General features: G+C 73.9%; 23 protein-coding genes and 1 pseudogene. 12 read left to right on the top strand and 12 right to left on the bottom strand.

Annotated features, from left to right (window positions below; all coding sequences use genetic code 11):
• Positions 1-148 precede the first annotated feature (148 nt).
• On the top strand, positions 149-589 hold the full coding sequence (locus tag ITX44_RS18625) for a TIGR03618 family F420-dependent PPOX class oxidoreductase (protein ID WP_236060979.1): 441 nt from the start codon (positions 149-151) through the stop codon (positions 587-589).
• A 54-nt stretch (positions 590-643) separates the two neighbouring features.
• On the opposite strand, the gene ITX44_RS18630 is transcribed toward ITX44_RS18625, so the two are convergent.
• The gene (locus tag ITX44_RS18630; protein ID WP_205358399.1) at positions 644-1,027 is read right to left on the bottom strand and encodes a winged helix-turn-helix transcriptional regulator; all 384 of its coding nucleotides are present in this window, start codon (positions 1,025-1,027) and stop codon (positions 644-646) included.
• Between the two features lie 140 nt (positions 1,028-1,167).
• Here ITX44_RS18630 and ITX44_RS18635 point away from each other — a divergent pair, with 140 nt between their 5' ends.
• The 3 genes from ITX44_RS18635 (at position 1,168) to ITX44_RS18645 (ending at position 3,839) form a co-directional block, all read left to right on the top strand.
• Complete coding sequence (locus ITX44_RS18635) at positions 1,168-1,923, top strand: SDR family oxidoreductase (RefSeq protein ID WP_205358400.1); 756 nt, start codon at positions 1,168-1,170, stop codon at positions 1,921-1,923.
• A gap of 171 nt (positions 1,924-2,094) precedes the next feature.
• The gene (locus tag ITX44_RS18640) at positions 2,095-2,895 is read left to right on the top strand and encodes a thaumatin family protein (protein WP_205358401.1); all 801 of its coding nucleotides are present in this window, start codon (positions 2,095-2,097) and stop codon (positions 2,893-2,895) included.
• A 68-nt stretch (positions 2,896-2,963) separates the two neighbouring features.
• On the top strand, positions 2,964-3,839 hold the full coding sequence (locus ITX44_RS18645; protein WP_205358402.1) for a glycoside hydrolase family protein: 876 nt from the start codon (positions 2,964-2,966) through the stop codon (positions 3,837-3,839).
• Positions 3,840-3,908: 69 nt separating this feature from the next.
• On the opposite strand, the gene ITX44_RS18650 is transcribed toward ITX44_RS18645, so the two are convergent.
• On the bottom strand, positions 3,909-4,724 hold the full coding sequence (locus ITX44_RS18650) for a methyltransferase domain-containing protein (RefSeq protein WP_205358403.1): 816 nt from the start codon (positions 4,722-4,724) through the stop codon (positions 3,909-3,911).
• Positions 4,725-4,909: 185 nt separating this feature from the next.
• Between ITX44_RS18650 and ITX44_RS18655 the strand changes: the two genes are divergently transcribed.
• Positions 4,910-5,668: an SDR family oxidoreductase gene (locus tag ITX44_RS18655; RefSeq protein WP_205358404.1), complete on the top strand. Its 759-nt coding sequence runs from the start codon at positions 4,910-4,912 to the stop codon at positions 5,666-5,668.
• A 28-nt stretch (positions 5,669-5,696) separates the two neighbouring features.
• Here the strand turns inward: ITX44_RS18655 and ITX44_RS18660 are convergent, their stop codons facing one another.
• Positions 5,697-6,545, bottom strand: a complete 849-nt coding sequence (locus tag ITX44_RS18660; RefSeq protein WP_205358405.1) for an oxidoreductase — start codon at positions 6,543-6,545, stop codon at positions 5,697-5,699.
• 296 nt (positions 6,546-6,841) lie between these two features.
• Here ITX44_RS18660 and ITX44_RS18665 point away from each other — a divergent pair, with 296 nt between their 5' ends.
• The 4 genes from ITX44_RS18665 (at position 6,842) to ITX44_RS41120 (ending at position 10,045) form a co-directional block, all read left to right on the top strand.
• Positions 6,842-7,684, top strand: a complete 843-nt coding sequence (locus ITX44_RS18665) for a helix-turn-helix transcriptional regulator (protein WP_307795350.1) — start codon at positions 6,842-6,844, stop codon at positions 7,682-7,684.
• Positions 7,685-8,289: 605 nt separating this feature from the next.
• Positions 8,290-8,526 (top strand): hypothetical protein, encoded by a 237-nt coding sequence (locus ITX44_RS18670; protein ID WP_205358406.1) that lies wholly within the window; start codon positions 8,290-8,292, stop codon positions 8,524-8,526.
• A 14-nt stretch (positions 8,527-8,540) separates the two neighbouring features.
• Positions 8,541-9,347 (top strand): hypothetical protein, encoded by an 807-nt coding sequence (locus ITX44_RS18675; RefSeq protein ID WP_205358407.1) that lies wholly within the window; start codon positions 8,541-8,543, stop codon positions 9,345-9,347.
• Positions 9,348-9,487: 140 nt separating this feature from the next.
• The gene (locus ITX44_RS41120; protein WP_236061100.1) at positions 9,488-10,045 is read left to right on the top strand and encodes a hypothetical protein; all 558 of its coding nucleotides are present in this window, start codon (positions 9,488-9,490) and stop codon (positions 10,043-10,045) included.
• Positions 10,046-10,277: 232 nt separating this feature from the next.
• Here ITX44_RS41120 and ITX44_RS41125 read toward each other — a convergent pair.
• Together ITX44_RS41125 and ITX44_RS18685 are read right to left on the bottom strand one after the other, a co-directional pair.
• Positions 10,278-10,397, bottom strand: a pseudogene (locus tag ITX44_RS41125) (hypothetical protein); the annotation flags it as partial.
• 65 nt (positions 10,398-10,462) lie between these two features.
• Positions 10,463-11,491, bottom strand: a complete 1,029-nt coding sequence (locus ITX44_RS18685) for a helix-turn-helix transcriptional regulator (protein WP_205358408.1) — start codon at positions 11,489-11,491, stop codon at positions 10,463-10,465.
• A 99-nt stretch (positions 11,492-11,590) separates the two neighbouring features.
• On the opposite strand from ITX44_RS18685, the gene ITX44_RS18690 reads away from it, so the two are divergent.
• The gene (locus ITX44_RS18690) at positions 11,591-11,989 is read left to right on the top strand and encodes a VOC family protein (protein WP_205358409.1); all 399 of its coding nucleotides are present in this window, start codon (positions 11,591-11,593) and stop codon (positions 11,987-11,989) included.
• Positions 11,990-12,012: 23 nt separating this feature from the next.
• Here ITX44_RS18690 and ITX44_RS18695 read toward each other — a convergent pair whose 3' ends face one another.
• The 7 genes from ITX44_RS18695 to ITX44_RS18720 form a co-directional block, all read right to left on the bottom strand.
• Entirely contained in the window at positions 12,013-14,247 is a 2,235-nt protein-coding gene (locus ITX44_RS18695; protein ID WP_205358410.1) for a SpoIIE family protein phosphatase, read from the bottom strand.
• A 293-nt stretch (positions 14,248-14,540) separates the two neighbouring features.
• Positions 14,541-16,706, bottom strand: coding sequence for an FG-GAP repeat domain-containing protein (locus tag ITX44_RS18700; RefSeq protein WP_205358411.1), 2,166 nt, complete (start codon positions 16,704-16,706; stop codon positions 14,541-14,543).
• Between the two features lie 190 nt (positions 16,707-16,896).
• The gene (locus ITX44_RS18705; protein ID WP_205358412.1) at positions 16,897-18,054 is read right to left on the bottom strand and encodes a PP2C family protein-serine/threonine phosphatase; all 1,158 of its coding nucleotides are present in this window, start codon (positions 18,052-18,054) and stop codon (positions 16,897-16,899) included.
• Between the two features lie 18 nt (positions 18,055-18,072).
• Positions 18,073-18,207, bottom strand: coding sequence for a hypothetical protein (locus ITX44_RS42220; RefSeq protein ID WP_265934245.1), 135 nt, complete (start codon positions 18,205-18,207; stop codon positions 18,073-18,075).
• Positions 18,208-18,369: 162 nt separating this feature from the next.
• On the bottom strand, positions 18,370-18,858 hold the full coding sequence (locus tag ITX44_RS42650) for a DUF6233 domain-containing protein (protein ID WP_205358413.1): 489 nt from the start codon (positions 18,856-18,858) through the stop codon (positions 18,370-18,372).
• 52 nt (positions 18,859-18,910) lie between these two features.
• Entirely contained in the window at positions 18,911-19,921 is a 1,011-nt protein-coding gene (locus tag ITX44_RS18715) for a helix-turn-helix domain-containing protein (protein WP_236060981.1), read from the bottom strand.
• 117 nt (positions 19,922-20,038) lie between these two features.
• Positions 20,039-22,315, bottom strand: coding sequence for an NEW3 domain-containing protein (locus ITX44_RS18720; protein WP_205358414.1), 2,277 nt, complete (start codon positions 22,313-22,315; stop codon positions 20,039-20,041).
• A 457-nt stretch (positions 22,316-22,772) separates the two neighbouring features.
• Between ITX44_RS18720 and ITX44_RS42225 the strand changes: the two genes are divergently transcribed.
• Both ITX44_RS42225 and ITX44_RS18730 read left to right on the top strand, forming a co-directional pair.
• Positions 22,773-23,603: a GOLPH3/VPS74 family protein gene (locus ITX44_RS42225; RefSeq protein WP_205358415.1), complete on the top strand. Its 831-nt coding sequence runs from the start codon at positions 22,773-22,775 to the stop codon at positions 23,601-23,603.
• 114 nt (positions 23,604-23,717) lie between these two features.
• On the top strand, positions 23,718-23,987 hold the full coding sequence (locus tag ITX44_RS18730; protein WP_205358416.1) for a hypothetical protein: 270 nt from the start codon (positions 23,718-23,720) through the stop codon (positions 23,985-23,987).
• Positions 23,988-24,008: the final 21 nt, after the last annotated feature.

Genomic DNA, 24,008 nt, shown 5'->3' on the forward strand with positions numbered 1-24,008 from the left:
CCCGCCGGTGACTACCGGTGACCGAATTCAACCGAGGCAGGCCGCCCGTGTCGAACACCGGCGCACAGCGCCACCGCGAGGCCCGTACCCGCCGTGCCCGCCGTCCCCGTACGGCCGCTGCCCTTCCCGGGCCGGGCGGGAGGTCGGCATGACGACGCTGCACGACTTCGCCGAACTGGCCCGCAGCCAGCAGGGCCTGGTCGTGGTCTCGACCTCGCGCGCCGACGGGAGCATCCAGTCCTCCGTGGTCAACTCCGGCGTCCTGCCGCACCCGGTCACCGGCGCGGACGTCGCGGCCTTCGTCACCTACGGCCCGGTCAAGCTCGCCAATCTCAGGGCCCGCCCCCGCATCGCGGTGACGGTGCGTGCCGGATGGCGGTGGGTGACGCTGGAGGGCGACACCGAGATCGCCGGCCCCGACGACCCGTACCCGGCGGTCGACGCGGAGGCCAGGCGCCTGCTGCTCCGCGCGATCTACACCGCGGCCGGCGGCGTCCACGAGGACTGGGACGAGTACGACCGCGTCATGGCCGCCGAACGCCGCGCGGCCGTCCTGGTCCGGCCCGAACGCCTCTACGGAAGCCCCTGATCCGGCGCCGCCCCACCGCACGGCGTCGTTCCCCCGGGGGAACGTCCGCGAGCCCTAAGCGTCGGCTCCGGCGGCCCCGGCGGCATCGTCGGTGAGCCTGCGGGACGGGGTGACGTGCCGCTCGCCCCATTCGCGCAGCGCGGTCAGGACCGGGAAGAGGTCCCGGCCGACGGCGGTGAGTACGTACTCGTCCCGCGGCGGGCGGTCGCTGTAGCGCCGGCGTTCGATGACCCCGGCCTCCTCCAGCTTGCGCAGCCGCAGTGCGAGGGTCTCGCGCGGGGCGCCGGTGTTGACCTGGAAGTCCTTGAAGCGGTGGACGCCGAAACCCAGCTCCCGCAGCACGAGCAGGCTCCAGCGCTCCCCGACGACCTCGAGCGCGTCGGCGATCGAGCACACCCGGGGAGCCCCGAGATTGGTCGATTCGAATTTCTGACTCACGGTGCTAGGGTAACCCTAGGGGGTGGGTTCGGAAAACGAACCGACCCGTGAACCGGCGCGGTGAATCGCCCTGTCCGGGGGCCCGCGCCCCGCGAGAAACCCCACACCGAACCCCGCAGCGAACAAGGAGCAGCACCGTCATGTCCTCCATCCTGATCACGGGCGCCTCCAAGGGCGTCGGCCGGGCCACCGCCGCCGAACTGGCCAAACGCGGCCACCGGGTGATCGCCACCGCGCGCGACCCGCGCACCCTGGACGGCTTGGACGTCGACCTGCGGCTGCGCCTGGACGTGACCGACCAGGCCAGTGTCGACACGGCGATCGAGCAGGCCGGCGAGATAGACACCCTCGTCTCCAACGCCGGCGTCATCTTCGCCGCGGCGGTCGAGGCCAGCCCGGCCGCCGAGATCGAGCGCCTCTACGCCCAGAACACCGTCGGGGCGATCCGCGTCGCCCAGGCCGTCCTCCCGCAGATGCGCCGCCGCCACCAGGGCCGGCTGCTGTTCGTCTCCAGCGCCGCCGGGCGCACCGTACTGCCCGGAAACGCCGCCTACGCGGCCACCAAGTGGGCGCTCGAGGCCTTCGCCGAGACCCTGGCCGTCGAGCTCTCCGGCTTCGGCATCGACGTCACCCTCGCCGAACCGGGCCCGATCAGCTCCGGCGCCCTGGACGACATGCTCACCTACGCCCTGCCCGACGACCCCTACGCGGCCCTGTTCGCCGGCGGCGGCGTCCCCGCCGAGATGATGATCAGCCCCGAGCAGACCGCCGAGGCCCTCGCCGACCTCGTCGAGCAGCCCACCGTCGCCCTGCGCGTACCGATCGGCCCCGTCGCCGAACACGTCCTGGCCGCCCGCGACGCCGCCCCGTACGACCGGCCCTTCCTCCCCGCCTGACCCCGCCTGACCCCGCGTTCCGCCGCGCCGGACTGCCCGCGGCGGGGGCCGGGCGGACCGGTGCTGTGGGATTGACCGAGACCCGACTCTTGCCATGTGCATGGCGGATGTGCGGTGGTGGGCGGACGCTCCACCCTGAGCGGAAGACCTCGGTTCGCGGAGGAGACCGGTATGCGCATCCGCTCGATCCTGTGCGCGTTGGTGATGATGATCGGCGCTCTGGCAGCGGCGGCGGCAGGACCGGCCGCCGCCGCTGCGGGCTCCCACGGACGGCCCGGCGCACCGGGTTCCCCGGGCCCGGCGGCCGTGTCCGCCGTCACCCAGCACACCGTCACCCTGGTCAACCGCACCGCCCGTACGGTGTGGGTGGGCAGCAGGGTCAACGCCGACGGCTCCACCGCGCTCACCGGGCTGCCGACCCTGGCACCGGGCGCGTCGGCCACCGTGACCATCCCCGAGAACAGCGCCGCCCACCACTGGCGCGGCACCCTCTTCGCCCGCGAGGGCTGCTCCGGCACCTCCGGCAGCACCTTCCACTGCGTGCTCGGCGACTGCGGGACCGCCACCGACCGCTGCACGACCGGCGAACAGCCGGTCAGCCTGGCCGAGTTCAACTTCGACCCGTCCGACAGCCTCGCGCCCTGGTACGACGTCAGCTACGTCAACGCCTTCTCGCTGGCCGTCACCATCGACCCGACCGGGGTCCCGGTCCAGCCCAGCGGCACCTGCTCCGAAGGCGGCTGCCCGGACAACCTGATGCCGTACTGCCCGGCAGCGGACCTGCACACCGACGCCGGCAGCGGACTGCAGAACTGCGTCAGCCCCAACCGCGACGCCCAGACCTCCTACAGCGACGCGATGGGTACGCACTGCCCGCGCGCGTACTCCTGGTCCCGGGCCGACCAGGTGCCCGGCAACCAGGTGGTGCGCCAGTGCATCGGCTGCTCCGGCTTCACCGTCACCTTCCACTGAGCGCATTCCGCCGACCGCATCCCGCTGAGCGAACTCCACCGAACGACCACTGGACGAAAGGCCCGGACATGGCCGCTCTCCCCGCCGCGCCCGCCGCCCCCGCCTTCCTGCGCGGCGGCCCCGGTGGCCGTACGACGGCGCGCCGCGCGCTGGTCCTGCTCCTCGCGGCGCTCGCGCTGCTGGCGCTGGGCGTACGGGCCCCGGCCGCCCGCGCGGCCACCGCCCGCAAGGGCATCAGCGTCACCGACGTCAGCGGCGCCTCGCAGGCCCTGGCCGACGTCAAAGCGCACTGGTTCTACAACTGGTCGGCCGCCCCCGGCAGCGTCACGCAGCCCTCGGGTGTGGAGTTCGTGCCGATGATCTGGGGCGCAGGCTCGGTCACCGACGCGAACCTGGCCCAGGCCGCCCAGCACGGCAGCGAACTGCTCGGCTTCAACGAGCCCGACCTGGCCGGCCAGGCGAACATGACCGTCCAGCAGGCGCTGGACCTGTGGCCGCGGCTGCAGGCGACCGGACTGCGGCTGGGCGCGCCCGCGGTGGCGTACGGCGGGGACACCCCCGGCGGCTGGCTCGACCGGTTCATGTCCGGCGCCGCCTCCCGCGGCTATCGCGTCGACTTCATCCCGCTGCACTGGTACGGCGGCGACTTCTCCTCGGCCGCGGCCGGCGAGCTGCGCGGCTACCTGCAGAACGTCTACGACCGCTACCACAAGCCGATCTGGCTCACGGAGTACGCGCTCACCGACTACTCCACCAGCACCCCGCGCTACCCGACCGGCCAGCAGCAGGTCGACTTCATCAACTCCGCGAACACCATGCTGAACGGCCTGTCGTTCGTGGAGAAGTCCGCCTGGTTCACGCTGTCCGCCGCCAGCAGCCCCACCGGCCTCTACAACGGCACCACCGCGAACGCCAGCGGTGCCGCCTACCGGGCGCTGGGCTGACGACCCCGGAAGACCACGGGTCCACGGGTCCACGGGTCCACGGGTCCACGGGTCGTGGGGTCGTCGGGTTCAGGGCCGGCGGCCCCACGCGGAGATCATCGGCGAGGTGGTCAGGTCGAGGCGGCCGGCGGTGACATCGGCCAGGTGCCGGTCGATCTCCTCGTCGGTGGCCAGCCCTGCCGCGACCAGCCGGCCGCGGACCTGCCGTACGGTCGCGGCCTCCAGGACGTCGCAGGCGGCCGAGGTGACGGGGAAGTACGCGTCGGCGGCGACGTCGGCCAGTCCCGCCTCCCGCAGCAGCCGGGGGAGCCTGCGGCCCCAGGCCAGGTCGGCGCCGCGGGCCGCCAGCAGTGAGCGGAATCCGGTCCGCAGCCGGTTGGCCAGCGCCTGCTCGGGCCCGTACTCGTCCAGGCAGATCAGCGGCTGCGCGGCCGGGTCGGCGTCCTCCACCAGCAGCCATCCGCCCGGCCGCAGCGCGCCCGCCATCGCGCGCAGCGCCCGTTCCCGGTCCGCGACGTGCACCAGCACCAGGCGGGCGTGGACGAGATCGAAGCCCGCTTCGGGCGGCTGCTCGCGGCCCACGTCGTGGCGCAGCACCTCCACCACGCCCCCGGCCGCCTGCGCGGCCCAGGAGATGTCGATGTCGGTCGCCAGCACCCTGCCGGTGGGCCCGACCCGCCCGGCCAGCCACGTCACCACCGAGGAGCCGCCCGCCCCGACCTCCCAGCACCGCCACCCCGCCGCGATCCCCAGGTCCTGGACGTGCCGGAAGGTCGAGGGGTCGAAGAGCTCGCCGAGCGCGTCGAAACGGGTGCCCGCCTCGGGCTGCGCGTTGTCGAGCAGGTAACCCGCGTCGTCGCGGGAGGAGGGGCCTGGGCGCGTCATGCAGGGGATTGTCCCCCACCGCACCGCCCGCCGCCCGCGGGAGGCGGGCACGGGGGCCCGGCACCACAATGGGGAGGGGAGGGGGCCGAGCACCGGGAGCCGACACCGGGACGAGCCGCGGAGGCGATCATGCGCGACGGGCGGAGGGACACGCACGAGCCGGGCACGCAGGGCGGTGACGTCCGGTGAGCGCGGTCCAGGAAGCGGCCCGGGGCACCGGCGCGGCGCTGGCCGGGCAGACGGTCGTGGTGGTCGGCGGCAGCGCCGGGATCGGCCTGGAGACCGCACGGCAGGTACGCGCGGCCGGCGGCCAGGTGGTGCTGGTGGCGCGCAACGCCGAACGCCTGGAGCGCGCGGCCCGCGAACTGCACCCGCTGAGCACCGCCACCTTCGACGCCCAGGACACCGACCGCCTGGAACGCTTCCTGCGGGAGTTGCCCGACCGGGTCGACCACGTGATGGTCACCGCGGGCAGCCCCTCGTACACGCCCCTGGACGAGACGGACCTGACCGACGCCGGGAAGGACTTCGGCGGGCGCATCGCGACCATGCTGGCGGTGGCCAGGGCCGGGCGCGGCAAGGTCAGGGCCGGCGGAAGCCTGGTGTTCATCGGCGGCACCGGCGGCCGGCGCCCCGCCCCGGGGATGTCCGTGGTCGCCGCCCTCACCGCGGCCCTGCCCGCCCTGACCGCCGGCCTGGCCCTGGACGTCGCCCCGGTACGGGTCAACCTCATCGCCGCCGGATTCGTCGACACCCCGCTGTCGGCCTCCCTGCTCGGCGACCAACTCGAGGCCCGGCGCGAACACTTGCGCAAGACTCTGCCCATCGGCCGCGTCGTCCAGCCGTCCGACGTCGCCGCCCTCGCCCTGCACCTGATGACCAACGACGCCCTGACCGGCGCCACCTACGACATCGACGGCGGCCAGCAGCTCGTGCAGGGCTGACCGCCCGCCCCCGGCGGCCGCAGGGGCATCAGTTCGCCGGCTCGGCGTACCGGGTGCTGGTGGTGAGCTTCTCCCAGGCGGTGAACTCCTCGCCCATGGCCTGGAGTTTGGCCCGGGCCTGGGTCAGGGCGTCGTTGCCGAGCAGCAGGCGGGTGGGCGGCTGCTGCGAGGTGACCGCTTCGACGATGGCGGCGGCCCCCCGCACGGGATCGTTCTCCTGCTGCCCGTCAGCGGCCAGCACCGCGTCGCGGGCCGCGCCCGCGGTCGCGGCGTAGGCGGGGATCCGGGTGGCGGACTGGCGCATGGAACGGCCCCGGAAGTCGGTGCGGAAGGCGCCCGGCTCGACGATCGTCACGCCCAGGCCGAACGGGGCGATCTCCTTGCCGAGCGCTTCGGACAGCCCTTCGAGGGCGAACTTGGTGGCGTGGTAGTAGCCGACGGCCGGATACGTGGTCAGGCCGCCGATCGAGCTCACGTTGACCACATGGCCGCGGCCCCGCTCGCGCATCGCCGGAAGCACGGCCCGGGTCATCGCGAGCATGCCGAAGAAGTTGGTCTCGAACAGCGCCCTGATCTGTGCGTCCTCGCCCTCCTCGACGGCGCAGACGTAGCCGTAGCCGGCGTTGTTGACCAGGACGTCGACCCCGCCGAAGTCCTCCGCCCTTCGGGCCGCGTCGGCCACGGACGCGGGATCGGTGACGTCCAGGGCCGCGACCAGGGCGCGGTCCTCGTGACCGGCGACGATCTCCTCGAGCGTGCCGGTGTCCCGCGCGGTGACCACGGCGCGGTGCCCCTGCTGGAGCACGTAGCGGGCCAGGGCCCGTCCCAGGCCGGTCGAGCAGCCGGTGATGAGCCACGTCGGGGTGTCGCTGAGCATGGGTTCGTCCTGTCCTGAGGGTGTCCGGGGTTGTCCCGGGGTTGCCCGACCAGCCCACCGTGCGGCGGACCGCCCCACAAGGGACGGGCTCTTCCCAGGTGTGGCACTCCCAGGCAGGGAGGTCAGGGCGGGTCAGGGGATCGGGGGAGCCGGGGGGGAAACGAGGAGGATCAGAGGCTTGGCGAAGGGGCCCCGCGCAGGGGCTCAGCGCAGGGGCTCAGCGAAGGGGCTCGGCGAAGGGGCCCGGTGCAGTGGCCGGGGACGGGATGGGACGGGACGACGGGTAGCGTGCAGGTGTGAGCGAGAAACCGGACCCCCGCGCCGCGGCGGACGCGCCCGGCCGGCTGGCCGAGTTCCTGCGCGCTCGCCGTGCCTCGCTCGACCCGGACCGGGCCGGACTGGTCGCCGACGGGCTGCGCAGGGTGCCCGGCCTGCGCCGGGAAGAGGTCGCCGTACGGGCCAGGGTCAGCGCCGACTACTACACCCGCCTGGAACAGGGCCGCGAACGGCACCCGTCACCGCAGGTCCTGGCCGCGATCAGCAACGCCCTGTGCCTGGACGGCGACGAGCGCACCTACCTGTTCCGGCTCGCCTCGGGCGAGGCCGCAGTACCGGACCGGGGCCGCGCGGTCGCCCCCGAGCTGGCGCTGCTGCTCGGCCAGCTCCACGACAGCCCCGCGCTGGTGCTGGGCCACGACCTCGACGTCCTGGCGCGCAACGAGATGGCCGAACTGCTGCACCAGGGCTTCTCGGTCAAGGACAACTCGGCGCGCATGTGCTTCCTGGACGAGGCGGGCCGCAGCTTCTACCGCTCCTGGCCGGCGGTGGCGGCCGGCGTCGTCGGCAACCTGCGCTTCGCGCTGGGCCGGTGGCCGCACGACGAGCGGCTGCTGAACCTCGTCGACGAACTGCGCGGCCGCAGCACCGACTTCGACCGGCTGTGGTCGGCCCAGGCCGTCCAGGTCAAGCGCAACGTCGCCAAGGAATTCCTGCACCCCCTGGTCGGGCCCCTCGACCTGGACTACCAGTCGTTCGACGTACGCGGCGCCGAGGGACAGCAGTTGGCGGTGTTCACCGCCGCCCCCGGCTCGCCGAGCGCCGCCCGCCTGCGCGAACTCAAAACGGGGCGTCGCATGTGAAGGGGCGGGGACCCCGACGGATCGGGTCCCCGCCCGTGGCCGCCCGCCGCTGCAACAGCGCACGACCGATTCCCCTGTTTGTGTCGAGTGGCAACGGCCGGGGGAAAGCCGCGGATCAAGGAAACTTCCGGCCCGTCTTCCCCTACGGGGCGAGGGCAGGCGAGGGCGCAGAGCCCCGGCGTACGGGCGCAGGGATGTGCCGTGACACGGTACGCACTAATGTGGTCATTCGGCCCCCTTCCGCTGTCCTGCCTGGAACCCCCGTATGTCCTGGGCCATAGGGCTCCGGGCTGCCCGTTGCAATGCACTCACTATTGGCGACTGCGACTGCGAACTCAATACGTGATGAGCCGCCGAAGCGGGACACGCACGCACCCCGCCCCCGCGCCTGCGGACGATCGACCGGCGCCGGCCTGCGGAGATACCCGAAGAGCGTTCCACGGGAGCCGGGACAGGATGAAACGGCGCGGGAGAACGGCCTTGTCGGCATTCGTTGACGGGTCCGAAGGTATGGGCGAGGCTCCCTATTCGCCGGCTCTGCAAAGCCGGCGGATGCGCTCAGGGACCTCGGTGTCGAGTGGCAACGAGCCGAGGAGGCAAGCGAATTGCAGAAGAACGCGCCCGCGGGTGAGCTGTGCGTCGAGGGTCCGGCCGGGGCCGGCAGCCAGGTGCTGCCGGCCCCGGCCGTGGTCGTGGTTGTGGTCGTCCTGCTCATCACCGCGGGCCTGCTGGCGTGCGGGACGGCTCTGGAGGCGGTCGTGGCCGCCGTCACCGCCGGCGGGCTGATGGGCAAGGAGCTCGTCCGTAGCCTGGTCGCCGTCTTCTCCCAGCGCCGGATCTAGCGGGGGACAGGCGGATGGGGCGCACCAACAGCGCCCTGGCCCAGCACAATCCCACCACGACGCTGGCGCAGTGGCTCGAGTCACTGCGCCGGCGGTCGGGACTGAGCTGGAGCCAGATGGCGCGGATCGCTGCCGCAACGGACCTGCCGGCCACCCGGACGACCCTGTTCCGGGCGGCGCAGGGCGAGAAATTCCCGAAGTGGAAGACCGTGCAGGTGTTCACCCGCGTGTGCGGAGGCGACGAACGCGAAGCCAAGCGGCTGTGGCACAACGCAGCCCGCGACGAGGCCACCCGTACCGACGGCGCTGCGCGCGGCGCCGCACTGCCGCCGCAGTTCATCACCGAACCGTGGCAACTCGTCCACGCGATGCACCACATGCGGCGGGAGAACGGCAACCCCACACTGCGGGAACTGGAGGAGCGGGCCACCGTGCGGGGCGTGAGCTTCCTGCCCAAGAGCACCGTCGCCGCCGTCCTGCGCGGACGGATGCCCGCCAAAACGCTGCTGCGGCACTTCGTCCGCTGCTGCGGGAACGTCCCCGAACACCGCCTGAAGGACTGGGAGGACGCCTGGGACCGGGTGAACGCCTTCCGCAAAGCCGCGGCCGGGCAGGCAGCCCAGGAACCGGCCCGGGCCGGCCACGAGCTCACCCGTGCACAACGGGAGTACGCGCACGGCCGGTCGGACGAGGCGAACGCCCCACTCCGCCGGCCCGCGCAGGGCAGGCGGGCCGCGGACCGCATGGGCCGGCCCCGCGTCGGCGGCCCGCCACCCCAGGTGAAGACCCCCGAAACCGGAAGAACCCTTCGGGCCCGCTGACACCGGACCCCCGCTGCTCATGACCGGCAAGCCCCGGGCGTCGCGCAGGACGGCCTGCACCCGGCGCCCGGGACCACCGGATGTGACGGCATGATCACCGCGCCCTTACGGTGGGGCTTTCATCGCTCTGAGGGGGGCACGTGAGGATCGGGCGTCTGTGGTGCGTGGCGGCGGCGGGGATCCTGGCATGGGCGGTGACGGGCTGCCAGTCGGGCAACGGCAGCGCCGGGGCGCCGCCGAGCCCGCGACCGGCCACACCGGCCACGGCCACATCGGCCGTGTGGCTGGGTGCCCCGACTCCCGCCGAGCTGACGAGCGCACCGGCCGCCCCTCCCACCTCGGCGCAACTCCTGTCCCGCACATGGGCGCCGAGGATCGCCGCCGTCGCCCGGAGCGCAGGGGCATGCCATGACGTGCACACCCGGGCGTGCGCGAAGGCAGTCGCCGCGGCGGGGGAGTTGGCCGGGGCCGTGATGAGCGACATCTCGATCACCGGCACCGAGCACAGGTACGTCCATGCCCGGCCGCAGATCGAGGACATGATGGGCGCCGCAGCGGTGTACGCCGAGTTCGACTGCGCATCGGCAAAGGCGTCGCGCGACCGCCCGTGCGAGCAGTGGGTGGCGCAGGCCATCTCCGGCGCGATCGCACTGCACACCCGACTCGAAGCCGACGAGCGCACGGCCGGCCTGCTCTGAGCACGTGGCGGCCGAGCCGCGTCGCCGGCGTCCTGTTGCCGCCGGCCGCGGACACCGGGACCGCCGCCGACGTGGCGCGGCTGGGGAAGAAGACCGCGGGGAGTGACGGGCTGGTGGGCCTCGGGCCGGACGCCGAGCAGGATGCCGTGCGGCAGGCGCAGGACGTCGGTGTGTCCGTCGGGGTGACGCAGCAGGGGCGGGGGTGTCCGGCGTTGGCCAGGCGGGCCCGGTGACCGGACAGGTCCAGGCCGGCGATCAGGCAGCCGGCGAACCGCCCGGGGTCGAGGTCGGCCAGATGGCGGTTGACGCGGCCCAGGATGCTGTCGGGTGGCGGGCCGGCGGTGGCGTGCATCCCCGGCCGCAGCAGCCCGGCCCGCCCGTGCTCACGCGCGGATGTCAGCGGATCCCGGCGGGTGTTCAGCGGCCCTCCGTGGCTCCACCGGGGTCCGCACCGGGCGCCTGCCGCCCCGCGCAGTCGTGCAGGCGGTCGGCCAGGGATCGGACGTGGTCGCGCAGGGCGGCGGGCTCCTCGATCACGAAGGGCCGGTCGATCCAGGCGAGCAGTGAGGGGACCCAGTCCAGCTGCTCGGCCTGCAGGGCGAGCCTGACCCACGGGCCGTCCGGGGCGGGCATGTCCCGCGGCGCGAGCGGTTCCAGCACGGCAAGGCCCGGCGGGAGGCGGCGTTCCAGGTGCGCGGGGTCGGCCTGTACGAGTACGCGGACGGCGTACCGGCGGGGCGCGGCGGCCAGGGCGGTCAGCAGCCGCTCCCGCGGGCCGAGGTCGTCGTCGGGGAGGGTGAAGACGTCCGGCAGGAGGTCCGCGGTGTGCACCCGGTCCAGCCGGAAGGTGCGGTCCTCGCCGCTGGCGGAGTCCGCGCCGGTGACGTACCAGCGCCCGGCGTGGGCGACCAGGCCGTACGGGTGCAGGGTGCGCCGGCTGACCCGGCCGTCCGCGGAGCGGTAGCCGATGGCCACGGCCCGTCGTTCCCGGGCGGCCTGGGCGAACAGCAGCAGTACGTCCGTCTCCGGGGCGGCGTACGGGCGCTGCTTCGCGGTGAACCCGGCGGTCTCCAGCAGGGCGTCCAGCCGCTCGCCGAGCCGCCGCGGCAGCACGCGCCGCACCTTGGCCGCGGCGCTGTGCGTGGCCGCGGCCGGCCCCGCGGCCGGCCCGTACCGCTGCGCGGCGGCCAGGCCCAGCATCACCGCGAGCGCCTCGTCGTCGGTGAGCATCAGCGGCGGCATCCGGAACCCGGGCGCGAGACGGAATCCGCCGTAGCGGCCGCGCTCGGCCCGCACCGGCACGTCGAGGTCGACCAGGTGCGCGACGTACCGGCGCACGGTGCGCTCGTCGACGCCGAGCCGGCCGGCCAGCACGGCGGCGGTGTGCGTGCCGCCGGCCTGCAGGATCTCCAGCAGGGCCAGCACACGCGAGGTCGGTCGGCTCATGAGAAGAAGAGTCTCCCGGATACCGGGCGGATTGCGACCGGTATTGCCCCTAGCGTCGAAAGCGCACGCACTCGGCACCACGCGCAAGGGAGATCACCTGTGAAGCTCACCTCGATCCGGATCATCACCGCGGACGTCGCGGGCCTGGTCGCCTTCTACGAGGAGGTGACCGGGGCGAGCGCCGTGTGGGGCAACGAACTGTTCGCCGAGATCCCGACCCCGGCCGGCACCCTGGCCCTCGGCGACGAGAAGACCGTGCCGCTCTTCGGCGCGGGCAGCGCCGAGCCGGCGGCCAACCGCAGCGCCGTCGTCGAGTTCCTCGTGGACGACGTCGACGCGCACTACGCCCGCCTGCGCGGCCTGCTCACCGACGTGGTCACCGAGCCCACGGACATGCCGTGGGGCAACCGCGCCCTGCTCTTCCGCGACCCCGACGGCAACCTGGTCAACCTGTTCACCCCGGTCACCGCCGCGGCACGGGCCCGGTTCGGTCTGTGAGATGCGCCGCCGGCCGCGCGGGTTCAGGGCCTGCGCTGGGCGGCGGCCTGGTCGGGGGTGAGCACGCGGGTACGGGCCAGCAGCAGGGCGATGTCGTCGTCGGCGGCCAGCGGGCCCGCGATGGGGCCGGCCGCGTCCAGCGGCCCGGCCTGCCGCCAGATGCGCGGTGTCATGGCGCCGATGATGTGGGAGGAGTACTCCTCCAGCGACGTGGCGGGGCGGGCCAGGGCGGCTCCGAGCCGTTCCAGCCCGGCGCCGAGATCGGCCTCGCGGGTCTCGATCAGGCCGTCGGTGTACAGGGCGATGACGCTGCCTTCCGGCAGCTCGAGGGTCACCGACTCGTACGCCATGGTGCCCAGCCCGATCGGCGGTCCGGGCGGCACCTCGGGGAACAGGACGGTGCCGCCGGGCAGGACGACGGCGGGCGGCGGGTGCCCGGCCGAGGCGATGGCGCACTGCCGGGTCACCGGGTCGTACACCGCGTACGCGCAGGTGCACGTCATCATCGGCCCGGGGCCGTCGCCGCCCTCGCGGGCGTCGTCGCCGGTGCTGTTGCGGTCGTTCATGACGCCGACACTGCGGTCGAGCCGGGCCAGGACCTCCTCGGGCGGGAAGTCGAGATCGGCGAGAGTGGCCGTCACGGTGCGCAGTTGTCCCATGAGGGCGGCGGCGTGGATGCCGTGGCCGACGACGTCGCCGATGACCAGGCCGACGCGGGCGTCCGGCAGCAGGACCGCGTCGAACCAGTCGCCTCCCACGCCCTTGTGCGCGCCGGAGGGCAGGTACCGTGCCGCCAGTTCGACGGCCGCGCCGCCGGTGAGCGTGCTGGACATCAGGTTGCGCTGCAGCGCCAGGGCGGCGGTGCGCTCGCGGGAGTAGCGGCGGGCGTTGTCCAGGCTCAGTGCCGCCCGGTGGACGAGTTCCTCGAGCAGCAGCATGTCGTCCCGGGAGAAGGGCAGGGGGTTGTCGTGCCGGACGAACACGGCCTCGCCCAGGACGTTGCCGCGGGCCCGCAGCGGGACGATGACCAGTGAGTGCATGCCCAGCTGGGTGATCCTCCGGGCGCGCCGGGGGTCCCGGGCGAGCCAGGTGCCGGGGGAGGTGTCCAGGTAGGGCTCGAAGTGGGTCTGCCCGGAGTACAGGGCCCGGGTGAACGGCGAGGAGGAGGGCACGTAGACCGGCTCGCCGATCCGCCAGATGGATTCGGGCATCCCGCGCCGGCTGGAGGCGGCGCCGGCCCGGCGGAAGATGGGCATGCCCTCGGGCGAGGCCTGCAGGCGGTTCAGGGGCGGCTCGCCGCCGGCCGCCTCCTCGGCGCCCAGGGGGACGGTCTCTCCCAGGTCCACGGTCACGTAGTCGGCGAGCAGCGGCACCGCCGCGTCGGCCAGTTCCTGCGCGGTCTGCACCACGTCGAGGGTCGTGCCGATGCGGCTGCCCATCTCGCCCAGCGTCAGCAGATGCTGGCGGGCCAGGGACTTGTCGATGTCGGTGGCCATGTTGCACACGCCGATGGGACGGCCGTCCGCGCCGTCGACGCGGAAGTAGGACGCGGACAGGATCCGCTCGTTCTCCTCGCCGGGCACCTGCCAGGTGTATTCGCGTTCGATCACCGGGTTCCCGGTCCGAAGCACCTGCCGCATCGCCTCGACGATGTTCAGCCCCGAGCGGCCGGGCTGGACTTCCGTCATCAGCCGGCCCAGCCGCTGCCTGCCCAGCAGGTCGTCCTGGTGGGCGGCGGCCGCGTTCAGCCAGATGCAGCGCAGATCGGTGTCCCAGATCGACAGCCCGACCGGTGAGCGGGCCATGAGCGCGGCCGCCGCGGAGGTGTCCATCGGGGGCCACAGGGCGGCGCCGAACTGGTCGATCCCGGTCACGAACCAGTCCCGGCCGCCGTCGCGCGCCATCGGTGACGCCTCCAGGACCGCGCTGCTGGCCGTGCCGTCCTTGGCCCGCAGCGCGACCGTGCCCGACCAGGACCTGCCCGAGCGCGCCCGGCGCGTCCACCACGCCAGGGCCCGGTCCGGGTCCTTCGCGGCGACCAGCATCGACGCCGGCCGGCCGACCACCTCAGCCGCCCGGTAGCCCAGCACCCGCTCGGCGGCCAGGGTCCAGCCGACGACGGTGCCCCGCTCGTCCAGCACCGCGGCCGGTGGCGCCACCGACTCCACCGGCGCCGCGCCCTCGCCGCCCCGCCCGCCGTGCGCTACGGGGCCCGCCGCGGCGGATCCGGCCCCGCCGCCCTCTGCCTCTGATCCCATCCGTGTGCTCCCCGCGGTGTGCGCTGCCCCCACTCCCGCGACCGCCCACCCCTGCGGCGCGCGCCGCTTGCCCGCCCGGCCGCCCCCGCAGTCGGTGTCCGGCACGCCCTGTTTGTCCGCTCTCCGTCCCCGGGCCCGCGTAAACCGATTCCGGCGGACGGGGGCGCGAGCCCCTGCGGGCGGCAGGGGGTGGCCGGGGACGGCAGGGGGTGGCAGGGACGGCGGGGGTGGCGCGCTCCTGGCGGATCCGCCGGGAGCACGCCACCCCCCACCTGAACCGGTCAGTGCACCGGTCAGTACAGCTGGTAGCCCTTCCAGCCGGTGGCGATCTTCACCATTGTGGCGAGGCCGCCCTTGCCGTTGCCCGACCAGCGCCACAGGTAGCCGTTGCGGTCCAGGCCGACCAGGTCGGCCCGGCCGTCGCCGGTGATGTCGCCCACCCCGACCAGGGAGGTGACGGTGGCGAAGCCGGTCCCGATCTTCACCCGCGTGTGCCAGCCGCCGCCTGCGGTTCCCGACCAGCGCCACAGGTTGCCGGAGCGGTCGGTCGCCAGGAGGTCGCCGATGCCGTCGCCGTCGAGGTCGCCGGCGCCCACCAGTTTGGTGTAGCCCGACAGGCTCCAGCCGACCCTGCGCCGGGGCTCGAAGCCGCCCTTGCCGTCCTGCGCGTACAGCCACAGGTCGCCCTTGTGGTCCTCGGCGAGCAGGTCGACGCGGTTGTCGCCGGTCTGGTCGCCGGCTGCGACCAGGGCGGTGTACTGGTTCCAGCCCATGCCCAGGGAGTAGCTGCGGATGTTCGGCGGGTAGGAGGGGATGCCGCCCCCGCAGTCGCCCTGCCAGATCCTCAGCTCACCGCTGGGCAGACGGACCAGCGTGTCGTTGCAGCGGTAGCCGCCGATGTCGCCGAAGGGCACCGCGAGGTAGCCCGACGACCAGCCGGCCACGGAGTGCTTGCCCGACAGGACGAAGCCGCCGCTGCCGTTGCCCGTCAGCACCGTCGCCGCGCCGGATGGGGTGACCCTGATCAGGTCGCCGATGCCGTCGCGCCCGTAGTCGTGGCGCTCGACGGCCTTGACGCTCACCTGCCCGGTGAGTGCGGCCGTGTCCCCGGGACGGTCGGCCGCGGTCGCACTGAACGTCCACAGGTAGGTCCCGGTGGGCACCAGCGCTCCGGAGGCGTCGCGTCCGATCCAGTTGGGGTAGTCGTACCTGGCGTCGGCGGGCAGGTGCCCGCGGGTCGGCCCGCCGGAGGTCGTCCACACGACCCTGCCGGTGGCCGCGCTGCGGACCTGGAGGGTCCAGGAGGAGACCGGCTTGGACATCGACCAGTCGGGCCACCAGTAGGGCGCCGAACCGCGCTGGTCGGTGACCGTGTCCACCGTGGCGGGCACCATGGTGAGGTTCGAGGTGGTCGCCCGCGGCATCAGCACCCGGATGCCCGAGTCGGCGTCGATCAGCGCGGTCCCGCCGCCGAACCGGTCCACCGTCCAGTACAGGCCGCGCTGGTCGGCCGCGACGCCGGGGCGGGACGGCAGATCGGCCAGGTCCTGGGTGTCGACGGTGCCGCCGGCCCCCTGGGGCAGGTAGCCGATCCGCAGCTTGGTCCCGGCCGCGTCCTGGGTGACGAGGTAGCCGTCGGCGAGCATGCCGTAGCCGGACTCCACCGGGAGCAGCCGCCCGGCGGCCAGGTCGTACACCCCCGCGCTGCCGTCCGGGCCGCACGACCAGTAGATCCAGTGGGACACGGCCTGCAGGTCGGTGATGGCGCAGTCCGCGCCCACGGACACCGTGCGGCCGGGCTTCATCGCCGGCAGTTCGGTGGCGGTCACCGTGCCCTGCTGCGCGCCGGTGCCCGCCGTCCACAGGGTGTTCTCCCACAGGGCGGCCGCCGTGGGGGCGCTCTGCCTCAACTGGCGCGGGTACGCATGGCTGTAGCGCGCGTCGAGCACGTACTGCCGCTGCGGCGTTCCGCGCCGCACCACGGTGTAGCCGCCGGCGGCGGCCACCACGCTCACGTCCGTGTCGTGCGAGGCGTAGCCCTGCGCCGCCATGCCGTTCATGTCGTCGGCCCAGCCGGTGGCGGTCAGGCGCCGGCAGGCCGCGGTGCACTTCACCAGGCCGTCGTCCGGGTTGCCGTAGTCGAGCAGTTCGCTGCGCTCGAACGTGCCGACCGCCGGCGTGCCGTCCGCCCCCAGGGACACGTCGGCGGCCGAGACCCAGTTCTCCGTGCCGTCGTAGGAGTCGTACACGTCGGTGCCGACGAACAGCCGGCCCTGGTCCAGCGCGAGCCCGCCGTTCTGCCAGGCCGGCGCCCCGGTGCCGGCGACCGTGGCCGGCGGCACCGTCACCGACGGCATGTCGTCGGCCGGCCCGGCCGCCATGGCCGGAACCCCCGGCAGCCCGGCGGCCAGCGCCATCATCATTCCCGATCCGATCAGTAACGTCCGTCTGCGGCGCATCCGAACCCCCACCCCGGCTTTCTTTCCGATCGCTTTCACGTGTGCTGCACGTCCGTGCTGCACGTCGCAATGCCAGACCGGGCCGGGCACCGGGGGGTTGTGGTCGCACGGGCCCGCGCCGCGGGTGTTCGGCCCCCGTTGACAGTCCGTACACCGTGAGGTCGCCGGGGCATCGGCCGGCCGCAAGGTTTCAGCCGGCGGCCGGCCGGGCGGGACCGGCCGGGTGCGGCGCCGCGGGCGTCCAGGTGAGGGCGAGCAGCGCCGCGTCGTCGTTCGTGTGTCCGTCGGCGTAGTCGTACGCGTCCTGCTGGAGCCAGTCCAGCAGGCGGCCCGGGTCGATGTGCCCGGGGTGGGTGCGCAGGTAGTGGGTCAGGCGCAGGGGCAGGGGGTAGAAAATGCCGGCCGCGTCGCGGGTCTCGGTGAGTCCGTCGGTGAACGTCAGGAGGGTGTCGCCGGGCCGCAGACGGGTGTCGGCGGTGGCCGCGCCGGCGTGCGGGGCGTGGGGGTGCGGCACCGGGTTGCGCAGGCCGAGCGGCAGCCCCGGCGGCACGGCCAGTTCGAGCACGCTCTCGCCGCTCAGGACCAGCGGCGCCGGGTGCCCGCACGACAGCACCTGCATGCGTCCGTCGGGGTGCATCTCGACCAGGAGGGCGGTGACGAAGGACTCGGCGTCGTCCAGATGGCGGCGCAGGCTCGTGTCGAGCCGTTGGGCCAGGTCGTCGAGGCCGGAGGGTTCGTAGGCGGCCTCGCGGAAGGCGCCGAGGACGGCGGCGGCGGTGGCCACGGCGTCCAGCCCCTTGCCGCGGACGTCGCCGATGAGGGCGCGCAGGCCCTGCTCGGTGTCGGCGACCGCGTACAGGTCGCCTCCGATACGGGCGAACTGCGCGGCGGCCCGGTAGTTGGCGGCGGTGCGGAACGGCCCCACGGCGGCGGGCGGCGGGCGCAGCACCGCGCGCTGCGCGGTTTCGGCGACCGAGGTGACCTCGCGCAGCCGGAAGGCCTCGCGGTCACGGCGCTGGACCACGAAGCAGGCGACGACCGCGACCGCCAGAACCGTCGCGGTGGTGCCGATCGTGACGTCCGTGCGCCCGTGGTCGACCGGCAGCAGGGCCCAGCGGGTGGCGACGATCACCAGGGCCGCACTGATGACCACCGGCGGGCGGAAGGCCAGTGCGAGGATGACCGGGACCGCGATCAGGATCGGGGGGATCTGCACGCGGCTGGCGAACTCCAGGCCGACCACCAGGCCGTACAGCACGACGGCGGTCGCCAGGGAGACGATGCGGACGACCCGGGGCGTTCTCGGCCTGGCATCACTGGTGCCGGCATCACTGGTGTGCGTCGGCACCTGCCACCCTCCTCGGGGTCACCACTGCGTCACCACGGCCCGCGGCCCGGCCTGCCCGCCGCGTACGGTGGCGGCACCCCGCGCAACACGCAGCGCCTCCCCCGCGGCATCCGAGCCCGCACGCACACCGGGCACACCGGGCATGTCGGTCATGAAAGAAGAATCGCCCCGTGCGGCGGAGAGCAGGGGTGTGCCACTCCGCTCCGGGTCGAATGACCGCTCCCGCCCGAACGACGCTCCCGCCCGAACGACGCTCCGGCCCGGACGGCCGCGGGGCGCGGGGCCGGTCCGTCGGCCCCTGGGACTCCCTCGGGACTACGCGGCCGCGTTGAGCTGCCGGTCGGGGCGGCAGACGGGGCAGGGCGCGGTGTCGGGACGGGTGAGCGCGGTGCGGGCCTGGTCGGTGGTGGCGGGGCGGGCCAGGTCGCGGCAGGCGCGGCAGGCGCCGCGGTGCACGATCCGGGCCGGTCCCCGGTCCACGCCGAAGTACACCGGCTCCTCCACGACCCAGGCCGGCGTGATGCCGTGCCGCTCGGTCGGCACCTGGTCGTACGCCTGGCCCGCGATCGGCTCGCAGCGCTCGGCCGGCGCGCGGAAGTCCACGGGCGCGGGCTCGTCGGTCAGGCGGCCGCGGGTCTCGGTGGCGGAGGGGAGGTGGATGCGCAGGTCGTACCACCACCTGCCGTCGGCCTCGCGGCGGCGGCGCCTGACCACGGCGTAGAGCCGCTGCCCGTCGTGCAGCCGGACCCGTACCAGGGGGCCGTCGGCCTGCGGCAGCTCCTCGCCCTCGCTCCCTGCGCTCACTGTTCGGATTCTAGTTCGAATCCGGGGTCGGGGCCGCCCGGCGCCGGCCGCCCTACGCCATCGCGGTGCGGCCGGCCGGGAACAGCCCGGGCGCGGGGCCTAGGCGGTAGTCCTTGGGCGCGGCGCCGTAGGCGGACCGGAAGGCCCGGGTGAAGGTGGCGTGGTCCTTGAAGCCCCAGCGGGCCGCGATCTGGTGGATGGGCACGCCGTGCAGTGCCGGGTCGGTCAGGTCGCGCCGGGCGTGTTCCAGGCGCTGCTGCCGGATCCAGGCCGCGACGGTGGTCTCGCGGGTCCGGAACAGGCGGTGCAGGTAGCTCGTGGAGACGTGGTGGGCGGCGGCGACGGTCTCCGGCGACAGCTGCGGGTCGCCCAGGTGCTGCCGGATGAACGTCTCGATGCTCAGCAGCAGCGTCCGGTGGCGCGGGCCGTCCGGCAGCGGGCCGTCCTCGTCGAGGTGATGGGCGACCACGGAGGTCAGCAGGTCCTGGGCGAGCAGTCCCAGCCGGGGCAGATCGTGCGGCCGGTAGCCGGCGGTGTCCGCGGTCAGGTCGGCCAGGAACTGGGCCAGCAGCCCCCCGAAGCCGGTCCGCGCGGGCAGCGGCCTGGCCAGCAACCGCCCCAGCCCGTCGGAGGGCAACGGCACTCCCAGCAGCGCCCGCGGAATGTGGGCACGTACCGCCCGGGCCGTTCCGCCGTCGGCGGCGAGCTGGATGCGGAAGGGCTGCGAACTGTCGTACAGCGCGAGGTGACGGGTGTCCAGCCGTGTCTCCCGCCCGGCCTGGCCGAGCACGAGCGTGCCGGCCACGGGCACGATGACCGAGCACAGCTCCGGGTCGGCCCGCCGGATCAGCCGCGGGGTCCGCAGCACCTGGCAGTACGACAGCGTCACCTCGGCCACGTCCACCGCCGCGAGCTCCAGCGTCCGCAAGGTCGCCCGCAGGTCCTGCGGGGTGTCGCCGGCCACGCGCATGGGGTGCACGCTGTCGACCCAGATGTCGTCCAGGGCGGCCAGCCGCTCCCGCGCCGGCAGGTCCTCGCTCCGGAACACCGTCTTGAGCAGCATCCCCACACCCCCCACGTACGGAACACGCACGGAACCCGTACGCACACGATAAGGACTCCGGCTGCCGCCCGCGCTCGGCGGACGGCAGCCGGAGACGTCATCGGCCGGGGCCGGGGCCTACGGGGTGGTGGAGAAGTCGTCGAAGTCCACTTCGCCGAAGGTGCCGTCGGCGTGGGAGATGGCGAACATGCCGACGTCCTGGGTGGGCTTGGCCGACGGGACGCTGACGGTGCCGACCAGGGTCCAGTGGCTGTCGTCGGTGGAGTAGTAGCCGGAGTAGGTGGTGCCGGTGCGGACCAGCTTGAGCCAGGAGGGGTAGGTCGCGGCGGCGATGGAGTCCTGCGAGTCCAGGATCCCGTCGCCGTTGCTGTCCCAGTCCAGCAGGTAGCCGTTGCCGGGTGTCTCGACCAGGGCCAGGTAGCCGGGCGAGCCGTTGGCGTTCGTGATGTCGTTGCGGACCATGATCCCGGCCTTGGCCCACTGGTTGGTGTTCGTCTGGGAGTTGATCTTCACGGTGGTGGTGGAGCCGTCGTGCTCGGCGCCGGGCCGGTAGACCGCGCCGTACTCGTTGGTGGTGTCCCACAGGTCGGCGCCCTGGGCGCGGATGCCGATCTGGCTCCCGTACTGGCTGAAGTCCGCCGTGGTGGACGCGTAGGTCCGGTACGGCGCCTGGACCGGCTGGTCGAGGATCACGGTGTCGCCGACCGCGAGCCTGCCGGTGGCGCCGGTCCGGTCCCGGTAGGTCGCGGCGCCCTTGACCGTACTGGACTCGAACGGTCCGGCCAGCGGCGGCAGGGTCACCCTGAAGGCGGCCGAGGCCGTGCCGCCGGCGGGCACCTTGTCGAACCGGGTGGGGGAGAGCGGGGTGACCTTGACGCCGGACCCGCCGGCCAGCGTCAGGCCGACCCCGGTGACCGGGACGGTGCCGTGGTCGGAGAACACCTCGGTGGCGGTGCGCTCGGTGCTGCCCGCGGCGGCCTGCTGCCAGGTCAGTGCCACCGACGTCATCGGCGCCAGACCGGCGGCGGGGTGGCCGAGCCGGTGCACCCGGTACAGCGCCACGCCGTGCGGGGCCACGTCGGCGGCGACGGTGCCGGTGGACTCCACGCGCTTACCCGTCCACAGGTCGCTCACCGCGTAGTCGGGACCGGCCGGCAGCCCGAGCGCGGCGGCGGTCGTGCCCACCTCGCGCGGGTCGTCGCCGGTGTTGAACAGGCCGACGATCGCGTCGCCGTTCTGCTCGGTCTTGGCGAACACCTGGGTCGTCGAGGTGGACGCGATCCGGTGGGCGTCGGTCGCGTCCTGGTCGACGGCCAGCACGTCGGTGTTCTTCAGCAGCGTGAGGTCTTCGGGGTCCAGGTGGGTGAGGTCGGTGCCGAGCATGAGCGGGGAGGCGGCCAGCGACCACAGGCTCATCTGCGTCTTGCGCTCGTCGAGGGTCAGCCCGTCGTTCGCGCCGTTGCCGATCTCGAGGGAGTCGTAGTCGTTGAAGCCGCCCGGCCCGCCGTAGGGGGCCCAGGCCGCGACCTGATTGAACCGGGAGGTGATGGAGGACCAGGTGGTCAGCGGGTAGCTGCTGCCGCCCGGGCCGCAGTAGCACTCGATGTCGCCGCCGGTGCGCCAGCCGTTGGACAGTTTGTTCCAGGTGGCGGCGTTGTTGATGTCAAGGCTGTTGGACAGCTCCAGGTGGATCGGGCGGCTGGTGCCGCGCAGCGCCTGGGACCAGGCCTGCACGTCAGCCACGTCGGGGGTGCCGACGCCGTCGATCTTGACGTAGTCCACGCCCCATCCGGCGAACTGCTTGGCCCAGGAGTCGATGAACTCCTGCGCGCCGGGCTTGGTGTAGTCGATGCCGACCATGCCGCCGCAGTTGTAGTTCGCCTCACCGGCGGTCGTGGCGATGTCCTGCGCGTGGTACGGCGTGCCCTCGATCGGCGTGTTCGCCGCCACGGCCTGCTTCGAGATGCCCGGCGTGACGTACAGGCCGAACTTCAGCCCCAGGGAGTGGACGTAGTCGGCGACGGCCTGGATGCCGTTCTCCGAGCCCTGGGAGGGGAACTTGGCGGTGTCGGTGGCCCACCGGCCGTACTCGTCCACCGCCGGGCCCTGACCGCCCGGGCAGGGGTACCAGAAGTCGTCGACGTTGACGTACTGGTAGCCCACCGAGGCCAGGCCGCTGTCCTTCATCGCCCGGGCGGTGGCCTCGATGGTCTGCGCCGTGGGGTCGTGCCGGACGAAACTCCAACTGCTCCAGCCCAGCGCGGGCTTGGCCCCCACCCCGTTGTCCTCGGCGTGGGCCGCGGGTGCGCCGGTGGCGGCTGTGCCCACCGCTCCCGCGACGACCAGCAGCCCGGCCGCGAGTGCGGCCCGCAGGGCTTTGACGGGTCTGTACATACGTCCTCCTCAACGGCCGCGCCCTGACAGCGCGGCAGTCCATGACGTGGTGTCCGCCCCGCAAGCACCCTGCGGACGTCCCTTTGCGCGCAGGGCGGTTCGGCGGCCCGGCGGGGGCCGCCCGTCGGTGTGCTCGACACCGGGTACGAGGCGGGGAGATGTGCGGCATCAGGCGCGGTGAGGCGACCAACCTCCCGCGAGAGCGAACAGAATCAAACGTGACCCGTCAGATATCACCAACATGTTGTTGCGCCTGTCAAGCACTTGGACACGAGCGCTGCGGCGCGGTCCTGCGGGACGGGCGGTACGGGAGGGGCGAGTTCGGCGATGCGACGACGTTTCCGGACTCGCCCGTAAGGAACGGCCTTTGACCACTCCGGAGCACCGGTCGCCGGGGGGCTTCGCGGCTGGGCGGAAGGCCCCCTTCCGCCCCGGGGTGGTGCATACCCTGACATGTATGACGACGGGGGATGAACTGCTGCTGCTCGCGATCGATCCGCGCAAGCAGCGGATACGGGGCGGGGGCCGGCTCCGGTTCGCCTTGCGGGCCGCGGAGTTGGCGGACCTGGCCGAGAGCGGACGGATCTCGCTCGGCGCGCGGCGGATCGAGGTGGTGGACGCCTCGCGCGTCACGGACCGCCGCCTGAACAACGTGCTGCACGCCCTGGCCGGGAGCGCGCCCGCGCCCACCGTGAAGGTGTGGCTGGAGCAGACCCCGCGCTCCCTGGTCACCGAATACGTGTCCCGGCTGCAGGACCAGAAGGCATTGCGCGTCCGCCGGTGGCGCGACCGCGGCGGCCGCACCCGCCAGGACATCCTCTCCGTCGACGAGCCGCGCCGCCGCGCCCTGGTGACGCGCCTCGATGCCGTGGCCCGCCCCGGCTCGTCCGGGCAGGACTCCGCGGGGAGCGACCTCGTCCTGGCCGCCCTCGTCCAGGCGGCCGGCCTGGCCGGCGCCGTCCACCCCGGCCCGCGCGGCTTCCCCGCCCGCCGCCGCCTGGCCGCTCTCGTCGCCGCCGACCCCCTCGCCGCCACGACCGCGGACGCCGCCGTCACCGCCGACCGGGAACTCGCCGACGCCCTGGTCACCGGCACCGACTCCCTCAGCCGCCGCCTGTACCGCGATCTCACCGACGTCTACGCCGACGCCACCACCGGCGGCCACAGCCTCGGCCACGACCTCGACCCCGGCGCCTGGTCCGGCGCCGACTCCACCTCCCATCACACCGGCGGCCACCACGCGGCCGGCGGCCACGGCCACCACGGCGCGGGCAGCGACGGCTGGTGACCCGTACGGGCCCGGTGAGCCCCTCCGTCACGACGATCGTGCGGGCCGTCGTCGTGGCCCGGCGGACGCGGCCGACCGGCGGTGATGTCGGTGGCGGCTGGCAGGCTGCAGGTCATGGACGCGAGGTGGATGCAGCAGCGGGTGTACGGCGCGGACCACGACGACCCGGATCCCGGGCCGCGGGCGGGACATGAGTACGTGGAACTGGTGGGCGGCCCGCTGGACGGACTGCTGCTGGACGTCACCGGCATCCCGCCGGCCGACCGCCCCGGCGGGGCCGCGCTGGTCACGGAAATAGGAAGCTTCGGCCCCGGCGGCCGCGCCTGGTACGGGCCGCGCCCCGGGCGCCCCCACGCATGGGCCTGGCAGGGCGACACACCCTGACCCGGCCCATCCGCAAGGGCA

This window comes from Actinacidiphila acididurans (genome assembly GCF_016918855.1).
GTDB classification, from domain to species: domain Bacteria; phylum Actinomycetota; class Actinomycetes; order Streptomycetales; family Streptomycetaceae; genus Actinacidiphila; species Actinacidiphila acididurans.